The organism is Microcoleus sp. T3_B1 (genome assembly GCF_036700445.1).
Taxonomy (GTDB): Bacteria; Cyanobacteriota; Cyanobacteriia; order Cyanobacteriales; family Microcoleaceae; genus Microcoleus.
This window is the reverse complement of sequence record NZ_JAUBOX010000006.1, coordinates 1-17,803: the sequence shown is the minus strand read 5'-3', so window position 1 is coordinate 17,803 and position 17,803 is coordinate 1. Positions and strand designations below refer to the sequence as shown.

Annotated in this window: 15 protein-coding genes; 5 read left to right on the top strand and 10 right to left on the bottom strand. The window is 46.7% G+C overall.

From position 1 onward, the window contains the following. Nucleotides 1-2: 2 nt before the first annotated feature. The 7 genes from QT990_RS05470 to purL form a co-directional block, all read right to left on the bottom strand. A complete protein-coding gene (locus QT990_RS05470) occupies nucleotides 3-362 on the bottom strand; it encodes a DUF433 domain-containing protein (protein WP_333080638.1) in 360 nt (119 codons plus the stop codon). A 162-nt stretch (nucleotides 363-524) separates the two neighbouring features. Then, the gene (locus tag QT990_RS05465) at nucleotides 525-1,583 is read right to left on the bottom strand and encodes an RNA-directed DNA polymerase (protein ID WP_333144916.1); all 1,059 of its coding nucleotides are present in this window, start codon (nucleotides 1,581-1,583) and stop codon (nucleotides 525-527) included. Between the two features lie 5 nt (nucleotides 1,584-1,588). Then, entirely contained in the window at nucleotides 1,589-1,930 is a 342-nt protein-coding gene (gene avd, locus QT990_RS05460; protein ID WP_333144917.1) for a diversity-generating retroelement protein Avd, read from the bottom strand. A gap of 273 nt (nucleotides 1,931-2,203) precedes the next feature. Continuing rightward, nucleotides 2,204-2,365, bottom strand: a complete 162-nt coding sequence (locus QT990_RS05455; RefSeq protein ID WP_333144918.1) for an SUMF1/EgtB/PvdO family nonheme iron enzyme — start codon at nucleotides 2,363-2,365, stop codon at nucleotides 2,204-2,206. Nucleotides 2,366-2,770: 405 nt separating this feature from the next. Next, nucleotides 2,771-5,770 (bottom strand): SUMF1/EgtB/PvdO family nonheme iron enzyme, encoded by a 3,000-nt coding sequence (locus tag QT990_RS35780; RefSeq protein ID WP_445305435.1) that lies wholly within the window; start codon nucleotides 5,768-5,770, stop codon nucleotides 2,771-2,773. Nucleotides 5,771-5,892: 122 nt separating this feature from the next. Continuing rightward, the gene (locus QT990_RS05440; RefSeq protein WP_333144919.1) at nucleotides 5,893-6,684 is read right to left on the bottom strand and encodes a hypothetical protein; all 792 of its coding nucleotides are present in this window, start codon (nucleotides 6,682-6,684) and stop codon (nucleotides 5,893-5,895) included. 227 nt (nucleotides 6,685-6,911) lie between these two features. Then, entirely contained in the window at nucleotides 6,912-9,587 is a 2,676-nt protein-coding gene (gene purL, locus QT990_RS05435; RefSeq protein WP_333144920.1) for a phosphoribosylformylglycinamidine synthase subunit PurL, read from the bottom strand. A 135-nt stretch (nucleotides 9,588-9,722) separates the two neighbouring features. Between purL and QT990_RS05430 the strand changes: the two genes are divergently transcribed. Next, the gene (locus QT990_RS05430; protein ID WP_333465006.1) at nucleotides 9,723-10,328 is read left to right on the top strand and encodes a pentapeptide repeat-containing protein; all 606 of its coding nucleotides are present in this window, start codon (nucleotides 9,723-9,725) and stop codon (nucleotides 10,326-10,328) included. Between the two features lie 9 nt (nucleotides 10,329-10,337). Here the strand turns inward: QT990_RS05430 and QT990_RS05425 are convergent, their stop codons facing one another. After that, on the bottom strand, nucleotides 10,338-10,964 hold the full coding sequence (locus tag QT990_RS05425; protein ID WP_333307358.1) for a Uma2 family endonuclease: 627 nt from the start codon (nucleotides 10,962-10,964) through the stop codon (nucleotides 10,338-10,340). A gap of 242 nt (nucleotides 10,965-11,206) precedes the next feature. Between QT990_RS05425 and QT990_RS05420 the strand changes: the two genes are divergently transcribed. After that, on the top strand, nucleotides 11,207-12,940 hold the full coding sequence (locus tag QT990_RS05420) for a DUF3352 domain-containing protein (protein ID WP_333465005.1): 1,734 nt from the start codon (nucleotides 11,207-11,209) through the stop codon (nucleotides 12,938-12,940). A gap of 122 nt (nucleotides 12,941-13,062) precedes the next feature. On the opposite strand, the gene mrdA is transcribed toward QT990_RS05420, so the two are convergent. Continuing rightward, nucleotides 13,063-14,889, bottom strand: a complete 1,827-nt coding sequence (gene mrdA / locus QT990_RS05415) for a penicillin-binding protein 2 (RefSeq protein ID WP_333144924.1) — start codon at nucleotides 14,887-14,889, stop codon at nucleotides 13,063-13,065. Between the two features lie 264 nt (nucleotides 14,890-15,153). Here mrdA and QT990_RS05410 point away from each other — a divergent pair, with 264 nt between their 5' ends. The 3 genes from QT990_RS05410 to cysE all read left to right on the top strand — a co-directional run bounded on the left by QT990_RS05410 (nucleotide 15,154) and on the right by cysE (nucleotide 16,978). Then, nucleotides 15,154-15,300 (top strand): hypothetical protein, encoded by a 147-nt coding sequence (locus QT990_RS05410; RefSeq protein WP_333144925.1) that lies wholly within the window; start codon nucleotides 15,154-15,156, stop codon nucleotides 15,298-15,300. Between the two features lie 104 nt (nucleotides 15,301-15,404). Further along, complete coding sequence (locus tag QT990_RS05405) at nucleotides 15,405-15,920, top strand: hypothetical protein (RefSeq protein WP_333144926.1); 516 nt, start codon at nucleotides 15,405-15,407, stop codon at nucleotides 15,918-15,920. A gap of 251 nt (nucleotides 15,921-16,171) precedes the next feature. Continuing rightward, nucleotides 16,172-16,978, top strand: a complete 807-nt coding sequence (cysE, locus tag QT990_RS05400) for a serine O-acetyltransferase (protein WP_333144928.1) — start codon at nucleotides 16,172-16,174, stop codon at nucleotides 16,976-16,978. Between the two features lie 162 nt (nucleotides 16,979-17,140). Here the strand turns inward: cysE and QT990_RS05395 are convergent, their stop codons facing one another. After that, complete coding sequence (locus QT990_RS05395; protein ID WP_333144929.1) at nucleotides 17,141-17,722, bottom strand: Npun_F5749 family FMN-dependent PPOX-type flavoprotein; 582 nt, start codon at nucleotides 17,720-17,722, stop codon at nucleotides 17,141-17,143. Between the last annotated feature and the right edge of the window lie 81 nt (nucleotides 17,723-17,803).

Genomic DNA, 17,803 nt, shown 5'->3' with positions numbered 1-17,803 from the left:
GTTTATTTGATATTTTCCGGTGTATCTAAGATTTCGTCAGCATCATCTTGCTGTCGAATTGCTGACTCAATTTCGTCAGGATAAGCTTCAGTATAAGCCCAAACATTTACCAAATCAGCAGCACTGAGATGGGGGTAGCAGTCTAGAATAAAAGCATCGGTAGCGCCGTCATTGCGATAGCTGGCGAGCAACCAAACGGGAATGCGAGTTTTGTCAATACAAGCATCACCGCCCATTACGCCGGGAGTTTTGGTTATCGGGCGGCCGCTGTTTTTCAGGCTTTGAGTTAAGATGCCGATCGCCTCAGCTTTTTCGATCGCCGTTAAGGCCAGGAGTTGTACTTCTAATTCTTCGATTGTCATATAAATTTGGGGATTTATGAATTGTGTAGCTATTTGATATTGTAAGGCGATATGTCTATCAGTTATCAAGCTCGATCGAGAAGAGCCCTCGTGGGAGACTACAACACAAAACCGAAAAAAGGTTAAACAGTTACTGGATGCACTGGTTTTCCCGAACTCTTTTCAGATGAACCCCTCTGAAAGGTAGTTTTTGATTTTTTGTCTCAGATTCCAAGTGTCCGCGTGTTCGAGATGCGCCACCCAACTTTGAACTGACCGAGACAATTTTGCTAACTCTATTTCACCATTCGCGTATTCTTTTTGCAAGCACCTCAACCGACGACTGCCCCGACGCAAACTTTCTTGTCTGACGCGGATGGTATCTGGAAACACCCGAAACCCAAGAAAGTTGGCTCCCTCTTTTGTCTCGAATAACTGACTTTTGATCGGATGAATTGTTACCCGCAAGTTAACCAAATATTCCTCAAGCGCTACTCTAGCATCTTGCAGCAGCAAACGGTCATCGCCAAACAAGGCAAAATCATCTACATAGCGGACATATTTAGAAAATTTTAACTTTTCTTGAATAAAATGGTCAAACCCGTTTAGATAAACATTAGCAAAAAACTGACTCGACAAATTGCCTATTGGCAAACCCCTGCGTCTCGACAGTGGCGATAGCAAATCATCTCCTGGGAAATATTCTACTACAGATTGCTGCGGGTTGCTATTATCGATAATTGTATCAATCAACCATAATGTATCGGGACATTTAATTTTATGTCGCACCAATAACTTTAAAATTTCATGGTCTATGCTGGGGAAATATTTTTTGATATCGCACTGGAGAATATAACGACTAGAACGGGCAAAATCCGTGAATCTCCTTAAAGCGCGGTGAGTCCCAAAACCGATGCGATTTGCATAGGAATTGTGAATAAAAGTGCGTTCAAAAATGGGGACTACTATATTGCACAAAGCATGGTGAACCACTCTATCTCGATAAGGTGCGGCCGATATCATTCGTCGTTTGGGTTCGACAATTTCAAAGGTTTTATAAGGGCCTGGTCGATAAGTTTTTGATTCTAATTCTTCTTTCAGTTTAGACAGTTCTCGTTCTAGGTTGTAATTGAAAGCAAGGACGTTGGGGCGAAATCTTTTTCCTTGCTGTGCTAGCTTGGCGGCTGACAGCAAGTTGCCAAAATCTACAATTTCTTGCCAAAGGTTCCCGTAACGTTTCATTGCTCTTATTTCTTTTGTCGCTGCTGTTTAATCCAGCCGCCGAGTTCCGCACCGATTTCGTTGAATAATTTTCCTACATATTCGTAACGTTCTGTTGACATGACGTTAAAATCTACTAGCAATCTGGTTTGATGGCGCAAGATATCGAGCTTAGCATTTAATGTTGTCAGCAGTGATAGTTTATCCGAGGCATATCTGGCGACAATTAAACCTTCGAGAAAATCGTACATTCCCTCAATTATTCTGTTACCTAGCGTAAACTTGTAATCTCTGGGAAGTCGGTTTAAAATGGGAACATACCATTTAATCAAGTCATAGGTTTTTTGAATAATTGGCAATTCATTCATTAAAATCTTAACCCGCGCCGGCGGGTTTTGTTTGTGTAGACGCGGTTTCAACCGCCGGGTATTTTAATAATTGTAAATTAAAAAACTTGTAAATCGGGAAACTGTTCGGAATTCCTACCAAGCTCCCCGATTCGGTTTTATATTCGGATAAAATTGCTTTCATCACGGGAACAGGTCTGGACTCTTCTTACACGCCTAACACATTCCCATCTGCTAGTTCTGATAGCGAAGAGTGCTCGCGGGAGACTACAGCACAGAACCAAAAACCGGAGACTACGCGGAAACCAGAGCTACGCGAAAACCGATGTTCGAGTTACGATTGCCCGCCGAATTCCTGTTACGATTGGCACTACGGCAATTGACCGCATTGTTGTTCCAGGAACCGCCACGCTGCACTCGGAAGTGCCTGTCCCTTCTCCATTCTCTCGCTTGCACGAGAAAAATGAATACTCTTTAATAATCTCAAATAAATCGCCACTTAAATCAAATGTAAGAAAAGTTTACGCAAGGTCCAGAAACCGGGTTTTTTCCACAATATTCAATTCCAACCCTCAATCTCCCGAAAAACCCGGTTTCTTTAATCCTCGTGCGATAATCAGAAACCGGGTTTTTGCCAAAATATTTGGTTCAAACCTTAGATTTTGCGGAAAAACCCGGTTTCTTTAGTCCTTGTGCGTAACCTTGTTCTGATTCACCCCATCCCTCATTTTCCCCAAAAAAAATTTAAAGGGCGCTGACGCGCCCAAGAGGGTAAAGAATCAAGAGGGAAAAGAGCAAAAGGGCAAAAGAGAAAAGAAGAGTCCTCGCGGGAGACTACAGCACAGAACCAAAAACCGGAGACTACGCGGAAACCAGAGCTACGCGAAAACCGACGTCCGAGATACGACTGCCCGCCGAACTCCCGTTACGACTGGCACTACGGCAATTGACCGCATTGCTGAGCCAGGAACCGCCACGCTGCACTCGGTTATTATCTGTTCCAGTTTCCCAAGAACTTCCGTCAGTCGGTGCGCCGTTATAATTATCGTGCCATTTATCGCTGCACCATTCCCAAACATTGCCGTGCATATCATATAAACCAAACGAATTCGGCGGAAAACTCCCCACATCCGTTGTTTGTTGACGATAAAGTCCCTTCGGCGCACCACCGTAGGGATGATTGCCATCATAATTAACTAAATCCGGCGTAATGGTGTCACCAAAATAGAAAGGCGTTGTAGTTCCCGCGCGACAAGCATATTCCCATTCCGCTTCCGCAGGTAAACGATAAGTCTTCCCTGTTTTTTCAGAAAGTTTCTGGCAGAATTCCACAGCCTGATCCCAGTTAACATTTTCCACAGGACGTTTCGCACCTTTGAAATTAGATGGGTTATTTCCCATCACCGTTTCCCACTGTGCTTGAGTAATCGGATATTTGCCCAGATAAAAAGGTTGCACAGTTACTTGATGCACTGGTTGTTCCGAACTACTTTCAGATGAACCCATCGGGAAGCTACCACCGGGGATATAAACCATTTCCAAATTTACCCCATTGCCCAAATCTGCAACTTTCTGATAAGATTTCCCCGGTTTGCGACTAACTTCTTGACCTCGATTGTTAACAGTAACAATCTCGAACTGAAATTCTTTCCCCTTAGATTCCTCTTCGGCCCGACGTTTTTGTTCTTCTGCTAATTTCCGCTGACGTTCTTGTTCAACGAGGCGTTGGCGTTTTTGTTCTTCTGCTAATTTCCGCTGACGTTCTTGTTCAGCCCGAAGCTGCTGTTTTTCTTCTTCTTCTCGCCGCAGCCGTTTTTTCTCATCCCAAACACCTTGAGCCACATCGCGGTTGTGTGCGACACCCGACAAATTTGGATTAAGATTTAAGGCTTGATTGTAATCAGCAATTGCCTGCTCGTATTCTCCCAACTTATAATAAGCATTACCTCGATTGTTCCAAGCATCAGGATTGTTGGAGTCCAGTCGTAAATATTGGGTGTAATCTTCAATCGCAGCTCGATACTGCTCTAATTTTGCATAGGCCAATCCCCGATTGAAATTAGCCTTAGCAAAATTAGCATTAAGTTGCAGAACTTGATTGAAATCGACAATCGCCGCTGCATAGTTTTCCTGTTTGCAGCGCGCCATAGCTCGGTTGTAGCAAGATTCAATCACGCTAAATTGGCGAGTTTTGCCCACAGCCACCAAACCGCTATTCAGTTTTCCCACATATTTCAAATCATCGATTGTCAAAACTGCATCGAAGGCATCTAAGATTTCCTTGTTTCCTTCCGGTACCGACAAACCGCGCAATTGCAGCCAAGCTTTCACCGACTCAAAAATTTGTGCAGCCGCCCAACGCTTATCGGGCAAATCGAGCAAACCTTCAGCTAAATCTAACTTCAGTTCGGGAATCCATGCTGATTCTGATTCGCCAATAATATTATACAACATTTCGTAGAAATTAATCGCTATTTCTACTAAGTGTGCCTGTTCCTCCGAGGGCATATCTCGCAACAAGTTAGGTAATAACTGAGGCAATAGAGGCCGCTGTCGCACTTCTGAGGAGACGTGGAGTAAAAAGTATTCATCGGCTAGCAATCCGGCAATCAAACAGTGACAAACACCGATAAATTGCTGAAATCTTTCATAATCTTTCTTGTGAATGCTGTAGGGACGCGGGATGTCTGTGGGATCTGTTCCGATTGCTTCGCACTTTTTTTCTCTTTCAATGATTTTGAGGTTGTGCAAGAAACTATTAACAGCTTCAGTACCATAAAGTTCATCAAATTCTTCACCGCTATTGCCCTCAGCAATGTAGGCTTGTCGCTGAGTTTGCCACTGCAATGCCCGCTCTTTAGCGAAGTCAAAAAGTACCTCGCGCCAAGGTAGCATGGGAATCGGGGATTTGTAGCGATAAGTTGCCCAATTTAAACCCCAATAACCAAAGTTGAGGTTAAAAATATCGCCTTCAGCAACGGATTCTAAAATTAATGTCGGCTCGGTTTTTAAGCCGTGAAACATGGTTTTTGTGGCTGCTTGACTGTGAAAGAATTTGCTTGTCCAAGCACCAGATAAAAATTCAACTGGCCTTTTTTGGGCGGAATATTTTTCAAAGAATTGTTGCAGGTAAATTCCCAGAAATTTTTCCATGTCTGGAAAGCCTTTGGCCGCATCGTTGCTATCGCCGGAACGGTCAAATTGCAGGCTGGGAGGGGAGAGAAAAACTCGCAGGGGAATCGGGTTTTGAGCGGGATTGGAGTTCACAATATCTTGGGCGACTAGCCAAATGGGGGAGTTGTTTTGTCTTTTCTGTTCTTGAATTACTTCGATGCTACTTTGTCGGTCATAAATTCGGAGTTCGCGGGCGAGTTGAGCGTCGAGGTTTTTGAGGTGCAGTTGCAGTTCTTTTTGCTGTTGGATGCACCATTTTTGGAGTTCGGCTCTAAATATTTCTAGTTGGATTTGGTGTTCGCGATTGAGTTTGCCTTCGTTGGCTTGAAATTCGCGGTTTATTTTTGCAAGTTGTTCTTGCATTTGACGGTTTAGCATTCCTTCTTGGGTTTGGGATTCGCGGTTGAGTCTTGCTAGTTCTGATTGTAAGGAGCGGTTGAGATTGCCTTCTTCGACTTGAAATTGCAGGTTTGCTTGTCGCTGAAATTCTTGTAATTTAAGTTCTTGGATTCGGAGTTCTTGCCTGCTTGCTTCGATTTCTTTGTTGGTTTGTATTGTTATGTCTGTGTTTCTGGCTTGGGTTTCGGAAATGCGGTCTGCGCTATAAACTGCGGGCATGAATGCGGCTTTGAAGAAGTCGCCCGTTTTGGCTAGCAATCCTTTTTTTCCGGGTAATGCTTTTGTCATTTTTGTATTTCTTTTGGTAGGTGAATTGGGAGTTATTCACGGGGCTGAGAAACCGGGTTTTTTCGAGATTTGGGGTTTGAGTCGTAGATTTTGCGAAAAACCCGGTTTCTGGAGATTAGGCACTAATAAGTCCCGCCACGAACGGCAAATAGCATATGGGCTGCACCTTCTAAATCGGTATCGGCCCGACCGACTTCTTTGCCGTTTTCTCGATAAATGTGCCCTGATTCTACTCGTCCTACGGATGTGTCATCGGCCCACCGACAAATGTGTCCGTTTTTACTAAGATATCCGATATGTTCGCTGGCTGAGTTGTAGAAATCTCGTCCGTGTACGTGACCGACTACTTGTGTGGTTCCGTCGAGTTTGTGTAGGTGCACGTCGCCACTGCGGTCTATGTGAATGAATGGGCCGTCTCCTGAATTAGAATAGGAGGAATTGACGACGTGGGGCGCTGCATTTGTGTGGTTGTCGTGATGATTTGTGGCCGATGCAAATCCGGTTTCGGAATTGTGTTGGTGAGTATCTTGGTGGTGAATATCGTGGCTGTGAGTCCAGTCGCTTTGGTAATGTTGCTGGTTGAAATTGTGGGAAGTATCGGCCCAATCGCTGTTAGTTGCTGACATTTCGGTTGCGAATCCGCTTTCGGGATTTTGCCACTGATTGTCTGTGTGGTGAATATCGTTGCTGTGAGTCCAGTCGCTTTGGGGATGTTGCTGGCTGAAATTGTGGGAAGTATCAGTCCAATCGCTGTGGGTGATGTCTGATATTCCTAGATGGTTTAGGTTTTGGATTTGGCTGCTGTCGTGTAAGTTGTTGTGGGAATGTTCGATGTTGTGTGGTTGATGGGCATCGAGGCTTAGGGATTGCATGAAATCGTCTAACGGGGAATTACTGTCAGAGGTGTGATTCATGGGTTTGGGGAATGCTGGGGATTTTCTCTATTTTGACAAATTTTTCTGAGAGTTTCCGGAAAGGGCGATTTGTAGAAATTTTTGTATTGTGCGTCGCTATGAGATTGTCGATTTGGTTTGCAGATTGCTGCGGGCGACGCACCCTACGGCTAATTTGTAGGGTGCGTCGCTGCGGGATTGTCGATTTGGTTGACAGATTGTCGATGCGACGGGCCCCCTAGGGCTGATTAGGCAGATGCAATCCGACGCTCGATCGCATTATAGAATCGATCGCCCATCTCACCCATCGCCACCTCAATTAACACTTGATTGTCAGCACTCACAACCCGCAAAGGTGATTCAGCACAGCAAACTAAACCAATTTTGTGCCACATTTTGGTCAAATGTTCTTGCAGGTAAGCTTCCCAAATTTCTTGATTTTTCGGTGCGACTGAAACTACAATGCAGTTGCCCATTTCACCAAACAAAATTTCATCCCAGCGGCCGACATTTTCCGAATTGAAACTGAGATGTATTTCCGCACCCATTTTAGCAGAAATACAAGATTCCGCCAGGGCGATCGCAATTCCACCTTCTGCACAATCATGGGCCGAACATACCCAACCTTGGCGAATTCCATCGCGACAAACCGATTGCACTTTTCTTTCCAACTCAAAATCTATCTTTGGCGGTTTCCCAGCTACAATCCCGTGAATTGCCGCTAAATATTCCGAACCTCCCAAAGTAGGAGAAGTTTCGATTTTTGAGCTTTCAGATAGCGAAGATTCACCCAAATCCATGCCTGTATCCGTGTCATCATCCGTGTCGTGCGCTTGGGAATTTTCAGATAGCGAAGATTCACCCAAATCCATCCGTGTATCCGTGTCATCATCCGTGTCGTGCCGCCCCATTCCCAGCACATAAATTAAATCACCTTTCTTTAGCCAAGCTTGACCAGCAAGCCTCGTCAAATCGGGAATTAACCCCACCATTCCGATTACCGGAGTCGGATAAATTGGTTGAGGATTCCCCTCAGCATCAACCGTTTCATTGTAAAGAGAAACATTGCCGCCAGTAACAGGCGTTCCCAACTCCCGACAAGCATCAGCAATCCCGCGACAAGCTGACGCTAACTGCCAATATCCGATCGGCTTTTCGGGACTGCCAAAATTCAAATTATCAGTAACTGCGAGAGGTTCCGCACCCACACAACTTAAATTTCTCGCTGCTTCCGCTACGACTGCTTTTGCACCTTCATAAGGATCGAGATAAACATAACGAGAATTGCAATCAACCGTTGCAGCAACTCCGGGAATAACCCCCTGCTGCGGCACTTCCTTCTTACTAAGGGGCGGAGAAAGTTTGGGAGTTTCCCTACCTTGTGCCTTTGTAAATAGAGGAATTACCTCTTCTTCCTGTTTGCTTTCAGAAACTTCAGAAACAGCATCTTCTCTCTTTAGCCCCCCCTTAGCAAGGGGGGGTTGGGGGGGTTCTGCCAGCCCGTTAGCAAGGGAAGAGTGGCAGGGTTCTAGCGGACGCAATCTGACAACCGCAGCATCAGCGCCTCCCGGTAAAACAACAGTATTGTTTTGCACTTGATGGTCGTATTGGCGATAAACCCAGCGTTTAGAAGCGATGGTGGGAGTATCTAAAAGCGTCAGCAAAATCTGATTCCAAGTTTGGAAAATGCCGTTAATTTCGATACCTTTAACTGTGGATTGTGGCAGGGAATCCGCCGTCCATTCCCATGCTTTTTTAGCATATTCGGGCGGCTCTGTCAACAATTCTCGGTGATAAATTGGTGTGTTATCTGCCAAAGCAGTTGCGGTAATTTCGGCAGCGATTTCGCCTTTAAAGAGAATTCGGACGATCGGCTCTTCAATCACTGTACCCGCTACAACCGCGTGCAATCCCCATCTGTGGAAAATATCGATTAATTCCTGTTCGCGTCCTTTTTGGGCAACAAACAACATCCGTTCTTGGGATTCCGAAAGCAGGTATTCGTAGGGAACCATACCGCTTTCTCGAACGGGAACTTTGTCTAAATCGAATTCAATGCCGACGCCGCCTTTGGCTGCCATTTCTGATGTGGAACAGGTGATTCCGGCGGCACCCATGTCTTGGGCGGCGACGACTGCACCGGTTTTGAATGCTTCTAAACAAGCTTCAATTAAGGATTTTTCTAAAAATGGATCTCCTACTTGGACTGCGGGGCGATCGTCCATTGATTTGTCGGTCAATTCGGCACTGGCAAAACTTGCTCCTCCCATGCCATCTCTGCCAGTAGTTGAACCGACGTAAAGCACCGGATTTCCGATGCCGGATGCCCCGGATTTGACGATTTCTTGAGTTTCCATTAAACCCAAGGCCATGACGTTAACTAATGGGTTGCCGGAATAAGCAGGATCGAAATAAACTTCGCCGCCAACTGTGGGTACTCCGATGCAATTTCCATAATGGGAAATTCCCGATACTACGCCTTTGAACAATCTCTGAGTTTTAGCATCGTCTAAGTTGCCGAAACGCAGGGAATTTAAAAGTGCGATCGGGCGAGCACCCATTGTAAAGATATCGCGGAGAATCCCGCCGACACCGGTTGCTGCACCTTGGAAAGGTTCGACTGCTGACGGGTGGTTGTGCGATTCAATTTTGAAGGCGAGTTGCAAGCCGTCTCCCAAGTCTACGACGCCGGCATTTTCTCCAGGCCCGACGAGAATTCGATCGCCCTCTGTGGGAAACTGTTTTAATAGTGGCCGCGAATTTTTGTAACAGCAGTGTTCGCTCCACATGACGCCGAACATTCCCAATTCAGCTTTATTAGGATGGCGGCCAAGACGCTGAACGATTTCTTCATATTCTTCAGGTGTGAGTCTTTCACCGGCAATTTGTTCGGGGGAAAATGGGGATTCGGAGATGGGAGACATGGAAACTCGTTATAAACCACAGGCTTTATTTTAAATGCCCTGTGGTTGCTTAATCTAAAATCTATAATCTAAAATCTATAATCCCACCCCTTTGGTTGGTTAATCTAAAATCTAAAATCTAAAATCTAAAATCGAATGACTCAACCTCGAAATCTCAATTTTGCTAACCAAAACTTGCGGAACCGTTCTTTTAAAGGGCTTGACTTGTCAGGGGCGAATTTCAGCGGTTGCGACATTCGAGGCTGCAATTTCACCGGGGCGATTTTGAGGGGGGCAAATTTTCAGGGTGTCAGAACCGGACAAAGCCGCAGGCGGGTGAGAAATTTGATTGCTAGGGCTGGGGTGACTGCGGTGACAGTGACGACGGCTGGGGCTTTGATTGGACTGATTGCCGGGGCAGATGCGGGGGCTGTGGCGGTGGCCGGAACCGCTGCGACGGCGATTGCTGCGACTCGGTGCGAGGCTGGGATTGTGGCGGGGGCTGTGGCTGGGGCTGCTGCGGCGATCGGCGCTAGCGGTATTGTGACATTTTTGGGGGGAGATACTCTCAGGGGAATTGTCTTATTTTTGGTTTCTGGGGTAATTCTTGGGTTAACTGCGATCGGATTTTTTATCGCTGTTGAACAGATAGAAAAATTGTCGATAACGTCATTTAGAAAGGCTGATTTAACTGATGCTGTTTTCGATCGAGGGGCGGTTCTAGATGCAGATTTTTCCGATGCGCGAGGAGTGCCGTGGTAGACTACACAATTACTGATTTTTTACCCATTCCCGGAATTCTCGCACTGCTGCGGTTGCGCCTGTAGTTTGACAGCGATCGATAAATTCGTCAACTTTTGCAGTCGGTAGCATCGGGAAAGCCAGGGAAAAATTGCACTCGGCATATTCACCATTTTGCAATTGATAAAACTTGATGCTTCGTCCGTCGTACCGCCAAATTTCTGGTACGCCTAAATCTGCATATAAATCGAATTGATTTAAGGAACTGCTGGTAATATCAATTTCCAGTGCTAAATCTGGCGGCGGATCTTGAGCAAAGTCTAATTCAGTTCTCCCTCTGACCAGTGCTTCATTCTGGATATAATAGCATGAATCTGGTTCTTTACCCGCTGCTTTTTTGCGTTTTTTTATAGTCATCGAGCCAAAGGGGTTGTACTCAAGATTGAGTTCTTCTATGAGAGTTACAATTAAGCGATCGATCAGCCTGTTGCGATTTTCATGTTCGGGTAGTGGCACCATAATTTCTAATTGACCTTGATGATAAGCAATTCTGGTGGAACGTTTGTTGCCCAGTTCCCCTAGGAGATTTTCATATAAGTGCCAACTGATATTGGGGAGTAAAATTCGCTGTTCGGGGGGCGTTGATATTGTTAGCATTTTACTTGGTTTTAGATATTGAGAATATTTTATTTTAGCCTTTTTTTTTTGCGAACCGCACAAAAAGTATCTGCCGATAGCCACGGTTATGCGCTACTCTATAGCGGTTCTCAAGCGTGGTGAGGTATGGGGGCAAGTCCTATGCCCTATGCCCTATGCCCTATGCCCTATGCCCTACGAGCACCTCATTTACTGAGAAAGGCTATAGTTAATAATAGACTGTGGTCATTAGTCCTTGTTGTATGAAGTTGCGATCGTTCTTTTCTTTCCTCATTGCTGGCGTCTTGGCACTCTTAGGCTTGAGTGCCGGTGGTTTTTACTGGCTGACAACTCACACTCCCCTGAATTTGCTCGCCGGCGGGCCGACAACTACTCCGGCTGCGGCTGTGTTTGTCTCGAAACAAGCACCTTTGTTAGCTTCAATGCTGGTAAATCCCGATCGCCTCGAAGCATTGCGACAAGTTTTTGCCACTCCCGAAGAAAGAAGTCGATCGCACGCAGAATTTGAGCAAATCAAAAAAAGTTTCCTCGCCAATACAGGTCTGGATTACAGTCGAGATATCCAACCTTGGATAGGTGACGAAATTACCCTCGCCGTCACAACCCCTGATTTCGATGGCGACAGCAGCAACGGCAAACAAGCCGGGTTTTTGCTGGCGGTTTCCTCCCAAAAGGTCGATCGCAGCCAAAAATTTCTCGACTCCTACTGGCGCAAACAATCTCGTGGCGATAAAACAGTGCAGTCGGAAATATATAAAGGCGTGAAAATTAATTATAAACAAGCACCCATAGCCAAGAAAAAATCTGCTTCGCTTTCGCCTTTTAACCCGTTTTCTCTGCCGACTTCCAAGTTGCCATCCAGCTTCGCAACAGCAGCCATCGGCGGTAATTTAAATTATGGGAATAACCAAAGTTTTGTTTTATTTTCCAATAGCCCAATTGTGATTCGAGATGCAATTAATAACGTTGAATCAGCCAACCTAAATCTCGACAATACCCCGGAATATCAAAAAGCTTTGCAGCAGCTAACTCAAGGCAGAATCGCTTTAGCATTTGTCAATCTCCCGCAATCAGCAACCGAGCAAAATCCCCAAGTTTCTCTTAATTCCCTCGCAGTTGCTGTCGGAGTCAACCGACGGGGATTGCTGGCTCAAACTGCTTTAGTGACATCGCGAGAAAACACAGCTTCTCCCACACTCTCCGAACCTGTGCAAGCCTTGCAATACATTCCCTCAGCGAGTCCTTTCGCGGTCGCCAGCACCGACTTAAGGAATTTTTGGGCTGATTTGTCATCGGCGGTTTCCACTAACGCTGAAGTCTCAAATTTAGTCGATCGCACTCTGGCAGATATTCAACAACTTTGGGGCGTCAACCTGCCGCAGGATATATTTGGCTGGGTACAAGGAGAATACGCTTTAGCAGTGCTTCCGAATTCGTCAAATAGTGCCGATTGGATTTTTGCCGCCGAAAAATCTGCTGATTCCCAAAAGGATCTCGACAAACTCGATGAAATTGCCCGCAGCAAAGAATACAGCATCGGCAGCTTCACTCTCAGAAACCAGAAAATTACCGCTTGGACGCAGTTGACAACGAACCCCAATTATGGTAAAGAAAATAATAGAAAAAGTGCGATCGAAACCGAGGCAAAAGGAGTCCGAGCCACCGTCGGCAAATACGAAATTTTCACCACTTCAGTAGAAGCAATGGACGCAGCACTAGAAGCAGCAGAAACAGGCTCTTTAGTTGCCAATCAAGATTTTCAAACCAGCATTGAACCGCTACCGCCATCTAACGACGGCTATTTTTATTTAGACTGGCCCTCCAGCAGGGCAATTTGGGAAAAACAAATCCCGCTGTTGAGGTTAATTGAACTTTCGGCAAGACCATTGTTCGACCACTTGCGATCGCTCACTGTCACCAGTACGGGAGAAATAACAGGAATTCGCAAAGCTACTATATTTATGCGGCTCAATTAGTTAGGAAGAAGGAAGAAGGAAGAAGGAAGAAGGAAGAAGGAAGAAGGAAGAAGGAAGAAGGAAGAAGGAAGAAGGAAGAAACTATGCCCAATTCCCAATGCCCAATGCCCAATTCCCCATAACTAAGGACTAATAACTACTGGCTGCTTCACCTTTTTCTGTGGCCCAAAATAAGCTTGAAATACCTCTTTGGCGATCGGGGCTGCTGCAACTGAACCATAACCGCCATTTTCCACAACCACGGCGATCGCAATTTCCGGCTTCTGGGCAGGCCCGAAGGCCACATACAAAGAGTGATCCTCCTGTCCGATGACCTCCGAAGTCCCTGTTTTGCCCGCTGTCAGCGGAATCGAACCGTCATTCAATCCCTGTCCAGTACCCTCGGCAACTACCGCGATCAGTCCTTCCTTAATCACCTGAACTGTTGAAGGTTTCATCCCCGTATGTACCCGTTGAGTCTCCGCTGTGCCGGTCATAGAAGTCAAAAGATGAGGCTTCACGCGATAACCCCCATTAGCGATCGAACTCACCATCACCGCCCCCTCCAAAGGAGTCATCAACACCAACCCCTGCCCGATCGACATCGTTACCGTATCACCCGCATACCAAGGTTCTTTATAAAGTTTCTCCTTCTCCTCCGGCGTCGGGATTTGACCGTAATCGCCACCGCCTAGCCCCAAAAGATTCAAATCCGTATCCTTGCCAATTCCCAGGCGGTGTCCCCACTTAGAAATTGGCTCCGGCCCGGTACTAATCCCCACTTGATAAAAAAATGTATTGCTGCTGAAAGCCAAAGCATCCCGAAAGCCGATGTCGCCGAAACCGCCACTGTGTTCGTTAAAATCAATTCCCCCCACAGTAATGTAAGACGAAGTACCCAGAATTGAGTCCGGCGAAAATTTGCCCGACTCCAGGCCCGCGACGGAAGTCACAATTTTAAAGGTACTGCCGGGGGGATAGCCTTGCGTGGCCCGATTCAAAAATGGATTTTCCTCTTGTTGAAGAGTTTTCCACTCATCCTTAGTGATTTTTCGCGTAAACAGATTGGGGTCAAAAGTCGGGTGGCTGGCCATAACTAATACCGCCCCGGTTTTGACATCCAACGCCACTACGGCTCCCCGGCGGTTCCCCAGGGCTTTTTCGGCTGCTTTTTGCATGGACAAGTCTATGGTTAGCTGCACCGCCTCACCGGGTTTGGGCGGTGTCTCTCCCATCAGCCGCAATTCTTGATTTTGGGAATTTACCTCGATCAGCCGATCGCCCCAAACTCCGGCAATCTTCTGGTTAGAGCTCGCTTCTATGCCCATTTGACCGACAATCATCCCCATCGGATATTCGGGATGAGCTTCCAAGTCTGCTGCGGTAGCTTCGCCGATATATCCGATAACGTGAGCCGCCAAACTGCCTTCGGGATAGTAGCGGTTCGCTTCTGGCCGCACTTCCACTCCCCGCATTTGTCCCACCTCTTCTGCTAGTGGCACAAACACCTCTGGCGGCATTGCTTGCTTGAGCCGCACCGGTCTATAGGATTGAGGATCGACCTCTTTTATTTTTTTTAAAATTTCTTCGACCGGGATTTTAACCAGCGGACTCAACTTTTCTGCGGTCGCTTTCCACTGTTCCGGCGTTTGTTCTTTCGGCCACAAATATACCGATCGAGCTAAATTGTTTGCCGCTAGCAACTTGCCTTTGCGATCGATAATGTGTCCGCGATTCGCAGGCATGGGCACTAGGCGAACCCGATTGTTTTCGGCTCGTTCCCGGTGTTGCTTCCCTTGTATCAGTTGCAATTCCACCAGCCGACTAGCGTGCAGGCCCAGCAAACCTGTTGCCACCAGCATGAACACGAGCGCCCGGTGTATCGGACGATCCTGTTTTTTAGGAGTTTCCCCCAGGGTTTTGTCAGAAGAGTGAAATGCTGAGATTGAATAAACTTGTCGTTGCATCATTCTATAGGTAGATGTCAAATCCTAGATTTTAGGTTTCTGATTGTCAATTGTGAAGTATACATCATCAAACCGGGCCCAATCGGGCCTTGACCATTGGGGGAAGCCGAATAATTGATCGTTAACTTTTGACTAATCACTAATAACTCATGACTGCTGACTAATCCCCCAAGCACCAAGAAATAGCCAGCAAAATCAAGGCCAGGCTCAGCCAATTAGGGAGGTGAAGCCAGCCAGATAGACCTATAGGTAACAATACCAAGGCCTGTGTCAATAGGGAACCGATCGCCAACAGCAACGCTAGCAGTATCAAATTTATCATCGTGGCACCGTACAATTTCGGACATGAGTCGATCGCCTGTGGCAGAAATCCGAGTGGCACAAGCGAGCGCGATCGTACAGGGATTGTCCTGATAGACATAAGGAAGAGAAGCGAGGAGGTTTTGAACTAATTTAAAAAAAATTATTCTTCCTCCCAAGTTTGGATTCTAGGGGCTGCGATGGGTAAATTCTGAGTTGTGATTTTAAGTTCTGACGCCTGGAGTATTGCCATGTTGTTTAATCAGGGAGCCAATTTCAAAAACGGTGCGCTCTTGGGTGCGATCGCGGCGATCGCCGCCCTACCAGTTTTAGCAGAAACAGCCAATTTCGGCACTTTAACTTTATCGCGAGGTTTTGCAGCCCCAACAGCAGTTTTGAGAGGTTCCACAGGCGGATCGTACTCTCTATCTGCCATAGCCAACGCCGATCGCCACAAAAACAAATGTTTGGGTTTTGCCACCCCAACTCCCGACCACATCATAGTCTTGCAGCAAAAATTTTCAAAACTCACACTCCAAGTCAACAGCGGAGGCAAGGACACAACCTTACTCGTACAAGGCCCCGGTAATGCGGTGCGCTGCGGAGACGATATAGGTCAGAATAAAGATGCTGCCATACTTGATTCTGAGTGGCAAGCAGGGTCTTACAGGATTTGGGTAGGTACTCTCGAACCCGGAGTCAAGTCTAACTATACAATCTCAGTACAGGAATAGTCAGTAGTCAGTAGTCAGTAGTCAGTAGTCAGTAGTCAGTAGTCAGTAGTCAGTAGTCAGTAGTTAGTAGGAAGAATTAGCAATTGCCCATGCCCCATGCCCAATTCCCAATGCCCCATGCCCCAATTTCCCCAATCTCCCACTCTCTTAATCTCCCACTACCCAATCTCCCGATCGACCGCTCACTTCCGCCATCCAGTAAAATGTAAAATCGAAAGTGGCGTGTTTAACCAAAATAGGTAACTCCGAAAGTGCTAAAGACTCTTATAGCTGACTTCAGTATAATTTTCGATCGCGACCCTGCCGCTCGCAACTGGCTGGAAGTTTTGTTTTGCTACCCCGGTCTTCAGGCCCTAGTGCTGCACCGTTTCGCACACTGGCTTTATGTGTTGGGGCTTCCCTTCATCCCCCGCTTGATTTCCCACCTGGCTCGTTTTTTGACCGGAATTGAAATCCACCCAGGGGCAACCATCGGCAAAAGCGTATTCATCGACCACGGTATGGGGGTTGTGATCGGCGAAACAGCGATTATCGGCGATTTTGCCCTAATTTACCAAGGTGTCACCCTTGGCGGTACTGGCAAGGAAAGTGGCAAACGTCACCCTACCGTCGGCGAAAACGTAGTTTTCGGTGCCGGCGCCAAGGTACTCGGCAATCTGCAAATTGGCAATAACGTCCGCATCGGCGCCGGTTCCGTCGTGCTCCGCGACGTACCATCTGACTGCACAGTGGTAGGGATTCCCGGCCGCATCGTCTATCGATCGGGAGTGCGCGTCAATCCCCTAGAACACGGCAGTTTGCCGGATTCCGAAGCTGTGGTAATTCGCTCTTTGCTCGATCGTATCGAATCCCTCGAACAGCAAGTAAAAAGTTTGCTTCCTCAAGCATCTGTCTCCTTAACTTCTGATCCCAATTCCCACAATTTCCACTCAGTATCAGAAGCTTTAAACCAAGCCAGCAATGTAGCCTTAGCCGAAAAAACACAGCTAGTTACAACCCCTAGCTGCAAGTTAAAAGATAAAGCAATTCAAGAATTTTTCGACGGCAGCGGCATCTAAAATTTGAATAGGGCATTGGCCAAACAGAGCATTGGCCAAACAGGGCATTGGCCAAACAGGGCATTGGGCATTGGTGAATGTTAACTGTTAAGTGATGACTAATAACTAATGACTACTGACTAATGACTACTGACTAATGACTACTGACTAATGACTTCTTTTTCAAGGATTAACCGATCGCACAGACCAATTTCCCTCCCCGTCGCGCCGATAAAGCGATCGATTTTGCGGTTCCCCCCGCAACTCCAACAAATCCACCGTTTCCGGTTCCAACAACAGCAAGCAAAAATTAGGTAGCGGCTCGATCGCATTTGGGGAAGCAGAATCAAAAGCACTAGCCTCGGCTTTGTCATCCCCCGGATGCGGCCAAGCAAACTGTGCTCTAGCCGCCTCAGACAGCTCCTGCCAAGTTGTGCACCGCGATGAACACAACTGGGCCTCTGGATAATCTGCCCCTACCAAAACTAGCTTTCCAGCAATCCGAAATTGTTCGCGAGTTTTCGGGAAATACCAGCAAATTTCCCCCCAAGGATAGAGATTAATCTCCTCTGCCTTTTGACTGCGAATATCTGTAATAAACTTTAACTGATTAGTATCTGCTAAAAAGCCTCGAAACACCACAGTGCGGTTGGCCGGACGCCCGGTAGCCCGAACCGTTGCTAGTTGCAAGTAGCGGGCAAAAGCAAGACTCCGGTTGCGGTGGAGCGCGCGAGCTAGGGGCGATCGCCAAAGTGCTAAAGACATAAAGGAAGGAAGAAGGAAGAAGGAAGAAGGAAGAAGGAAGAAGGAAGAAGGAAGAAGGAAGAAGGAAGAAGGAAGAAGGAA